General features: G+C 67.5%; 1 protein-coding gene. It reads left to right on the plus strand.

Features of this window, described 5'->3' with window-relative positions; genetic code table 11:
- Positions 1 to 18 precede the first annotated feature (18 nt).
- Positions 19 to 1,026 (plus strand): hypothetical protein (locus RMN95_RS07200; RefSeq protein ID WP_309616257.1); only part of this gene is annotated, 1,008 nt, incomplete at its 3' end.

The raw sequence follows: 1,026 nt of genomic DNA on the forward strand, positions 1-1,026 counted from the left end.
CCCGCGAGGCGGCTACGGGTGGCGGGCGGGATTACCGTTGCCGTGGCATCCATCGCCGTCGCCGCCCTGGTCATCACACCGGGCTTGCAGCGCGCGCCACTCTTCACAGCGGGTGCCGCCTCGTCGGCTAGCGCCCTGAGTGCTGCCGAGGGCACCGTGTCGAGCGATATGCGCATCGGCAGGTGGATCGACTACCGATACACCGCCGGAGCGGGCCTGTCCACCAGCGGTGGCAGCGGATCCGTCTATTCACTCGAGCGCTCCGGAACTGTCGAGTCGCGTGCCGCAGAGATTGCGTCGGTGTTCGGTATTGATGGCTCGCCTTCGCCGTCCGAATACTCGGACCCCGCATACCCCACCTGGTCGGTCGGACCGATCGACGGCACAGCACCATCCGTTACCGTCACCTGGGCTGGCACCGGCGACTGGAGGTACAACGACCCGGCCGCGGGACCGGTGTACGAGTGTGTTGCGATCGACTCCGGCGACTTCTGCACGGGTGTGGAGCAGCCCCCGACCGTGAGCGCCGCCCCCTCGGAGGCCCAGGCGCGCACGCTCGCCCGGGAACTGTTCGGCTCAACCGGATTCGATATTGCTGCGGATCAGATCGACGTCGTGGCCGACCAATGGCAGACCACCGCAACCGCCAACCTCGTTGTCGACGGCGTCGTGACTGCGCTGAGCTGGAGCGTGACCTGGTCGAACACCGGCGCGATCTCGTGGGCGAATGGCCACTCGATCACGGCACGGGATCGCGGAAATTACGGCACCGTCTCGGCATCCGACGCGGTTGATCGACTCGTGGATGGCCGATGGTACGGCTCCCCCGGGCCTGCCTACCAGGGTGAAGCGATCATGTACTCGGCCGACTTACTGCGCGGCGATACCGGCACGGGTGCCGGCCCGAGCGTCAAGCCGGGTGTTGGTACCGAGCCGACACCCGGTGACGAGCAGACGGTCGACCCGACGGCTCCGATGGCCGACCCCGAAATTCCGCCCGCGACTCCAGAGCCGATTCCCACTGCC

This window comes from Salinibacterium sp., from assembly GCF_031364185.1.
GTDB lineage: Bacteria > Actinomycetota > Actinomycetes > Actinomycetales > Microbacteriaceae > Rhodoglobus.